This is a genomic window from Amycolatopsis sp. NPDC059027 (assembly GCF_042739735.1).
In the GTDB taxonomy this organism is placed as follows: domain Bacteria; phylum Actinomycetota; class Actinomycetes; order Mycobacteriales; family Pseudonocardiaceae; genus Amycolatopsis.
Genome location: NZ_JBHYIK010000072.1, coordinates 42443 through 49421, shown reverse-complemented (window position 1 = coordinate 49421; position 6979 = coordinate 42443). Strand labels below are relative to the sequence as shown.

Below are 6979 nucleotides of genomic sequence, written 5' to 3'. Positions count from 1 at the left end.
CAGCCTTACGGGCGTCCGACGCCCGTAAGGTGGCCTTGACGGCACTTTCTCCGAAGGGGTCCCGCCTGAACTGGGCCCGACTGACGTCACACCGAACCCGGCGGGCGGATATGCGAGGGTGTGACCATGGCTGACGAACTGGTGCACTACGACGTGGTAGGCGGCACGGCCACGATCACGCTCGACTCGCCGCACAACCGCAACGCCCTGTCCGCCCAGCTCCGGCGCGAGCTGAGCGCGTCGCTGGCAAAGGCGGCCGAGGACGACGCCGTGCGGGTCGTCGTGCTCACCCACACCGGGCCGGTGTTCTGCGCGGGCATGGACCTCAAGGAAGCACGCGGCGCCGGGAGCGGCGACCAGGGTGTCAACGAGTTCCCCAAGATCCTCGACCAGCTGTGGACGAGCCCGAAGCCGGTCGTCGCGCGCCTGGCCGGTCCGGCCCGTGCCGGCGGCATCGGCATGGTCGCCGCCTGTGACATCGCCGTGGCCGTGGAGGACGCCACGTTCGCCTTCACCGAGGTCCGGATCGGCGTCGTCCCCGCGGTCATCTCGCTGACCGTGCTCCCCCGCCTCAACGCCCGCGCCGCCCACGAGCTGTTCCTCACCGGCGACACCTTCGACGCGCGGCGCGCCGCCGAGATCGGCCTGCTCAACTCCGCCGTCCCCGCCGACCGGCTGGACGCCGAGGTCACCCGCTTCGTCAAGGCGCTCGCGCTCGGCGGGCCGAAGGCGCTGGCCCTGACCAAGGAACTGCTGAGCAAGCCGCGCCCGGCGACGCCGAGCGAAGGCTTCGAGGAGATGACCGCGTTCTCGGCGAGTCTGTTCGCGAGTGAGGAAGGCCAGGAAGGCATCCTCGCTTTCGCCCAGAAGCGCAAGCCGAACTGGGTCCCCGAAGGCTGACGCGAACGCTCCGTTCGGGACGTTCAACGTCCCCAACGGAGCGTTCGGGACATCACAGGCTCAGGAACCGGTGAGTACCACGGTGAGGCGGCCGGGGCCGAGCGCCCGTTGCGCGTCCGAGAGGACGCTGCGGATCGCGAGGTAGGACTTCGGGTCGGCGCTCCGCAACGCGTCGGAGCCCGGCCAGATCAGCACGTGCTCGCCCGGTGGGAGCCAGGACAGGTCGGTCAGGCAGTCGTAGAGCGCGTCGAGGTTGTGCCCGAAATAGTCCGGAAAGGACAGTGCGACGGCGATCGCGGCGAGGGTGCCCGCCTTGTCGGCCGTCCGGCCGCCGTCGACGGTGTGCGGGAAGGCACCGCGCGCGAAAGCGTTTTCCGCGGCGGCGCGCGCCTCCTGCTCGCTCATGCGATCGCCTCGCTCCGCGAGACAGTGTTCAATCCCTTGTCGCGCATGAGCATGATGCCCATGATTCGCTCGCAAGCATCGCTCATCGGGCCGGGTCCACGACGACGAACGAGGCGTAGTGGTCCTCGGTGTAGTACAGCTCCTTCGCCTGCCCGGTCACCAGCCTGCGCGGGCCGCGGTCCTGGCTGCCCGGCGTCTTCACGGTGTACTCGTGGTAGTACCCGGACTGCTTGCGCGGCAGTACCTTCTCGCGGTTCTCGAACACGACGTCGTCATTGCGCGGGTAGGGGTACGGCCCGCCCTTTTCGATGAGCTTCCACGTGTCCGCGGCCTGCGAGGGCAAGGCGGACAACGGTTTGACCGGCAGCCCGGAGTCGGTGCCGGGCGGTTTCGCGTTCGACGCGCCACTCTTCGCCGGGGCACTCGCGGAAGACGACGCCGGTGCCGACGACGAGCCGCTGAGCTGGCTCTTCACCAGCCAGCCCCCGAGCACCAGCACCAGGAGCCCGACCAGCGCGGCGGTGATCCGCCTTCGGTTGACCATGGTCGGTCAGCTTAGGAGGGTCCGGGACGATCATCGTCACGGGCCGGGCCGAACCGGCGGGCGAAGAGCTCGACCAGCTTGTCGATCACCCAGGCCGCACCGAGGCACAGCGGCACCACGACGACCATGACCAGCACGAACTGCACCGGGAACGAGGCCTGCGCAAGCCACAGCTCGGCGCCGTCCCACCAGTCGGCCAGCCCTGAGAACACGAATGTGAGACTACGCGCGTCCGATGTCGCACCGTCGCCAGGGGCGGTACGTTGCACGCATGTTCGCCGTATACGCCCAGGTTCCCAACGCCGAAAGCCCGCTGGACTCGCTCGTCGTCGGCGAGCGGCCGGAACCCTCCGTCGAGGACGGCTGGGTCCGGGTGCACGTCAAGGCCGCCAGCCTCAACATGCACGACCTGTGGACGCTGCGCGGGGTCGGGATCAAACCGGACCAGTTCCCGATGATCCTCGGCTGCGACGGCGCGGGAACCCTCGACGACGGCAGCGAGGTCGTGATCCACTCGGTGATCAACGCGCCGGGCTGGCAGGGCGACGACACGCTCGACCCGAAGCGCACGCTGCTCACCGAGAAGTACCAGGGCACGTTCGCCGACCAGGTCGTGGTGCCGGCCCGCAACGTCGTGCCGAAGCCCGCCGGGCTGTCCTTCGCCGAGGCCGCCACGATGGGCACGGCCTGGCTCACCGCGTACCGGATGCTGTTCGTCAAGTCGGGCCTGCGGCCCGGCCAGACGATGCTCGTGCAGGGTGCCTCCGGCGGCGTGTCGACGGCGCTGGTGCAGCTCGGCAAGGCGGCCGGCATCCGGGTGTGGGTCACCGGCCGCACCGAGGCCAAGCGCGCCCTCGCGGTGGAACTCGGCGCACACCAGGCGTTCGAGTCCGGGGCGCGGCTGCCCGAGCGGGTCGACGCGGTGTTCGAGACGGTCGGAAAGGCGACGTGGTCGCATTCGGTGAAGTCGCTCAAGCCCGGCGGGATCATCGTGGTCTCCGGTTCCACCAGCGGCCCCGAAGCGCACGCTGAACTGCAGCGGGTCTTCTTCCTGCAACTGCGGGTCGCCGGGTCGACCATGGGCACCCGTGACGAGCTGGCCGACCTGCTCAGCTACCTCGAACTGACCGGGGTCCGCCCGCAGATCGGCAGCGAGCTTCCCTTCGGCGAGGCCGCCAAGGGATTCCAGGCCATGCTGGACGGCGACACCGCGGGAAAGATCGTCTTCACGCGATGACGCACGGGTAACGGGTCGCGCGTCGCAGTCGAGAATTCTCCACGTACTCCGGTTCGAAACCCGTTTGTTACCACCGGAAATCCACCGAAACCCGACCATGCCTGGTTAACCTGGAGGCATGACCGCGACGAAGCGGCCCGCACCGGCTGGACCGGGCGGCCGGTCCAGCACCGATCCGGACCCGGTCCGGGTCTCGTTCCGGCGTTACGCCGGGGTCCGGACGCGGGTTCTGGAGGTCGGTCACCCGGCCGCCGAACCGGCCCAGCCTGCCCGCCGCTCGCTCGGGCGGCGCTCGGGACCGCGGGCCGTCCCGCGGCCGACGACACCGCGTCTGGTGCTCCTGCACGGATACTGCGACAGCGCGGACACGTGGCGCCCGGTGCTGGCCGAGCTCGCCGCGGCGGGCATCCCCGCGATCGCGGTCGACCTGCCCGGTTTCGGTGACGCGCAGCCGCTGCGCCCCGGCCCGATCCTGCCGCAGCTCGACGCGTTCACCACGGCCGTCATCCGGGAACAGGCCGTGCTCGGCTCGGTGGTGCTGGCGGGCAACTCGCTCGGCGGAACGATGAGCCTCCGCGCGGCCCAGCGCCCCCGGCTCCCGATCTCGGGGGTCGTTTCCATCGCGGCGCCCGGTTTCGCCGATTCCTGGCTGGTCCGCACGGTCGGCCGTTACCCGCTGCCGCTGCGGCTGTACTCCTCGCTGCCGGTTCCGGTGCCGGGATTCCTGGTCCGCAAGGTCGCCGAGCAGGTCGTCCCCCGGCTGCTCTACGCCGACGCCGGCGCCGCCGACGAGTCCCAGGTCCGCCGGTTCACCTCACTGTTCCCGGACTACCGCGCCACCACCGCCCGGCTCGAACAGGCCAGGCAGCTGGTCGCCGAACTCGCCGACGCCTACCGGCTCGACGCGGTGCGCGTTCCGTTGCTGGTCGTGGCCTGCGGCAAGGACAAGCTGGTCACCGCCCGCTCCGGACGTCAGCTGCACACCCTCGTCCCGCACAGCAGACTGCTGGTGCGCGAGGACTGGGGGCACTGCCCGCAGCTGGACGACCCGCCCGAGATCGCCGAACTGCTGAACTTCTTCGCCGCCGGGGCGGTGCGGACGACGCGGGCGCAGCGCACCGGAACGACGCCGGACGCACACGAGGGCACCGCTGTGAGCTGAAAACCCCCAGCCGTCACCTGATCGGGTGCGGGTCCCGGGCGGCATACAGTACGGTGCCGCGTTGAGCCCGTACCCCGGGCTCCCTCGCACAACCGTTTTGGGAGACAGTGATGTCCGCTCCACAGAGCTTCGGTTCGGGCTCCGGGATTTTCCGGCGCAAGCCGATCGACCAGATCGACAACACGGGCGAGGGCGGTGGACTTCAACGCACTCTCGGCCTGTGGCAGCTGACGGCGATCGGTGTCGGCGGCATCATCGGTGCGGGCATCTTCTCCCTCGCGGGCGCGGTGGCCAACAAGACCGCCGGGCCCGCGGTGCTCATCTCGTTCCTCATCGCGGGCATCGCGAGCGCGGCGGCGGCGTTCTCCTACGCCGAGTTCGCCGGGCTCATCCCGAAGGCCGGTTCGGCCTACACCTACGGCTACGCGGTGCTGGGTGAGGTGGTCGGCTGGTTCATCGGCTGGGACCTGCTGCTGGAGTACACCGCGATCGTGTCCGTGGTGGCGATCGGCATCTCCGGCTACTTCAACGACCTGCTCGGGTTCCTGCACGTCAAGCTGCCGCTGTGGATGTCCGGCGCGCCCGGCAGCGAGAAGGTCGGCGAAGTCGCGCCCGGCTCGTACAAGGTGAACCTGTTCGCGGTGCTGCTGTGCCTGCTGATCGCCTTCATCCTCAACCAGGGCATGAAGAGCGCCGCGCGGTTCGAAACACTGCTGGTGTACCTGAAGGTCGCGCTGGTGGTCCTGGTCGTGGTGGTCGGCGCGTTCCACATCAACAGCGGCAACTACGCCGACTTCTTCCCGTTCGGCCTTTCCGGCGCGTTCACCGGCGCGGCGACGGTGTTCTTCGCGGTGTTCGGCTACGACGCGATGTCGACAGCGGCCGAGGAATCCCGCGACTCCCAGAAGCACATGCCGAAGGCGATCATCTACTCCCTCGCCATCTCGATGGTGCTCTACGTGCTGGCCTGCCTGGTGCTCACCGGCATGGTGAACTACAAGAACATCAGCGCCGAGGCCGCGTTCTCCGCCGCGTTCAAGAGCATCGGCATGCCGTGGCTGGGCGCGGTGATCGCGGTCGGCGCGATCCTCGGCATTCTCACCGTGCTGTTCACCTTCCTCATGGGCGCCAGCCGCGTCGGCTACGCGATGAGCAACGACGGGCTGCTGCCCAAGTGGTTCGGCAAGGCGCATCCGGTGCGCAAGGTGCCGAGCCGGATGACCTGGGTGCTCGGCGTGGCTTCGGCGGTCATCGCCGGGTTCCTGCCGATCGGCGAGGCCGCCGAGCTGACCAACATCGGCATCCTGCTCGCGTTCATCGTCGTCTGCATCGCCGTGATCGTGCTGCGCTACAAGCGCCCGGACCTGCCCCGCACGTTCAGGACGCCGGGCATGCCGGTGGTGCCGATCATCGGGGTCGTGTTCTCGATCTGGCTCATCACGTTCCTGCAGCCGGAAACCTGGCTGCGGTTCGCGATCTGGTTCGTCATTGGCATGGTGATCTACTTCGCCTACGGCCGCCGCCGCTCGGTGCTCAACAAGCCCGACACGGCACCGGAAACCGCCGCCGCGGAATAACTCCCCACGCGACGAAAGCGGGCCGTTCCCTTCCGGGAGCGGCCCGCTTTTTATGTCCTCAAAGGACGTTGCCAAGACTGTGGCGGTTCAGCCTCGCAGCCGGGAAAGCCGTTCGGCCGCCGTGCGTGCCTCGGCGCGCAGACGCTCCACAATGGACTCGGCGGAACCACCGCCGGCGAGCGGATAGGTCTGTCCCGCCCACAGCGACAGCGCCTCCGGGTCGCCCGCCTTGGCGGCCGCGGCCCTGACCGGACGGCTGATGTGGTGCAGCTGCGGATAGGCCGACGGCGCCTCCGCCGACAGCTCGGTGAGCACCCGGTTGACCAGCCCGCGCGCCGGACGCCCGCTGAACGCGCGGGTGAAGGCGGTCGCGCGCGTGCCCTCGGCCAGCGCGGCCCGGTGCGGACCCGAAGTGCCCGCCTCGTCGGCCTGGAGGAACGCGGTGCCCAGCTGGGCGGCGTCGGCGCCCGCGGCCAGCACGGCCGCGATGTCGGCGCCGTGTACCAGCCCGCCCGTGGCCACCAGCGGCAGGTCCACGCGGGCCGCGACCAGCCGCAGCAGGGCCAGCAGCCCGTAGGTCTCGCCCCCGGCGGGTGAGGCCGGATCGTCGGCGAACAGGCCTCGGTGGGCGCCCGCTTCGAAACCCTGCACGACGAGCGCGTCCGCGCCCGCCGCGGCGGCGAGCTCGGCCTCCCGCGGCGAGGTGATCGTGATGAGGACCTTGCTGCCGTTCTCGTGCAGGCGCGCGATGTCGGCCTCGCCGGGGATCCCGAAGGTGAAGGACACCACCGGCATCCGGCGCTCGGCGACGACCTCGAACTTGCCGAGGTACGCGTCGTCGTCCCAGAGCGGTTCGCCGGGCTCGACGCCGTAGCGGCGGGCCTCGGCGCGCATGCGTTCGCGGTGCGCCGACAGGTCCGCGGCGGACCGGGGACCCGGGACGAACAGGTTGACCCCGAACACGCCCGGTGTCAGCGCGGCCGTCTCGTCGATCCGTTCGGCCAGCGCCTGCGGGGTGAGGTAACCGGCGGCGAGGAAGCCGAAGCCACCCGCCTTCGTCACGGCCGCGACCAGCGCGGGCGTCGTCGGGCCGCCCGCCATCGGGGCCGCTATCACCGGGAACTCGAGATCTTCGAACATGCCACCGAGGGTAG

At 70.1% G+C, this 6979-nt stretch carries 8 protein-coding genes; 4 read left to right on the top strand and 4 right to left on the bottom strand.

Annotation, left to right across the window (positions count from 1 at the left end):
* Positions 1-126: 126 nt before the first annotated feature.
* Positions 127-900, top strand: coding sequence for an enoyl-CoA hydratase family protein (locus ACFWY9_RS36325; protein ID WP_378326694.1), 774 nt, complete (start codon positions 127-129; stop codon positions 898-900).
* A 60-nt stretch (positions 901-960) separates the two neighbouring features.
* On the opposite strand, the gene ACFWY9_RS36320 is transcribed toward ACFWY9_RS36325, so the two are convergent.
* The 3 genes from ACFWY9_RS36320 to ACFWY9_RS36310 all read right to left on the bottom strand — a co-directional run bounded on the left by ACFWY9_RS36320 (position 961) and on the right by ACFWY9_RS36310 (position 2061).
* A complete protein-coding gene (locus tag ACFWY9_RS36320; RefSeq protein ID WP_378326693.1) occupies positions 961-1305 on the bottom strand; it encodes a barstar family protein in 345 nt (114 codons plus the stop codon).
* Between the two features lie 82 nt (positions 1306-1387).
* The gene (locus ACFWY9_RS36315) at positions 1388-1849 is read right to left on the bottom strand and encodes a ribonuclease domain-containing protein (RefSeq protein ID WP_378326692.1); all 462 of its coding nucleotides are present in this window, start codon (positions 1847-1849) and stop codon (positions 1388-1390) included.
* Positions 1850-1860: 11 nt separating this feature from the next.
* A complete protein-coding gene (locus ACFWY9_RS36310; protein WP_378326691.1) occupies positions 1861-2061 on the bottom strand; it encodes a hypothetical protein in 201 nt (66 codons plus the stop codon).
* A gap of 59 nt (positions 2062-2120) precedes the next feature.
* Between ACFWY9_RS36310 and ACFWY9_RS36305 the strand changes: the two genes are divergently transcribed.
* The 3 genes from ACFWY9_RS36305 to ACFWY9_RS36295 all read left to right on the top strand — a co-directional run bounded on the left by ACFWY9_RS36305 (position 2121) and on the right by ACFWY9_RS36295 (position 5825).
* Positions 2121-3086 (top strand): zinc-binding dehydrogenase, encoded by a 966-nt coding sequence (locus tag ACFWY9_RS36305; RefSeq protein WP_378341014.1) that lies wholly within the window; start codon positions 2121-2123, stop codon positions 3084-3086.
* A gap of 118 nt (positions 3087-3204) precedes the next feature.
* Positions 3205-4248 carry an alpha/beta hydrolase gene (locus ACFWY9_RS36300; protein ID WP_378341013.1) on the top strand — a complete coding sequence of 348 codons (1044 nt, stop codon included), beginning with the start codon at positions 3205-3207 and terminating at the stop codon, positions 4246-4248.
* Between the two features lie 110 nt (positions 4249-4358).
* Positions 4359-5825: an amino acid permease gene (locus ACFWY9_RS36295; RefSeq protein ID WP_378341012.1), complete on the top strand. Its 1467-nt coding sequence runs from the start codon at positions 4359-4361 to the stop codon at positions 5823-5825.
* Positions 5826-5912: 87 nt separating this feature from the next.
* Here ACFWY9_RS36295 and ACFWY9_RS36290 read toward each other — a convergent pair whose 3' ends face one another.
* Entirely contained in the window at positions 5913-6965 is a 1053-nt protein-coding gene (locus ACFWY9_RS36290; protein ID WP_378341011.1) for a nitronate monooxygenase, read from the bottom strand.
* Positions 6966-6979 lie beyond the last annotated feature (14 nt).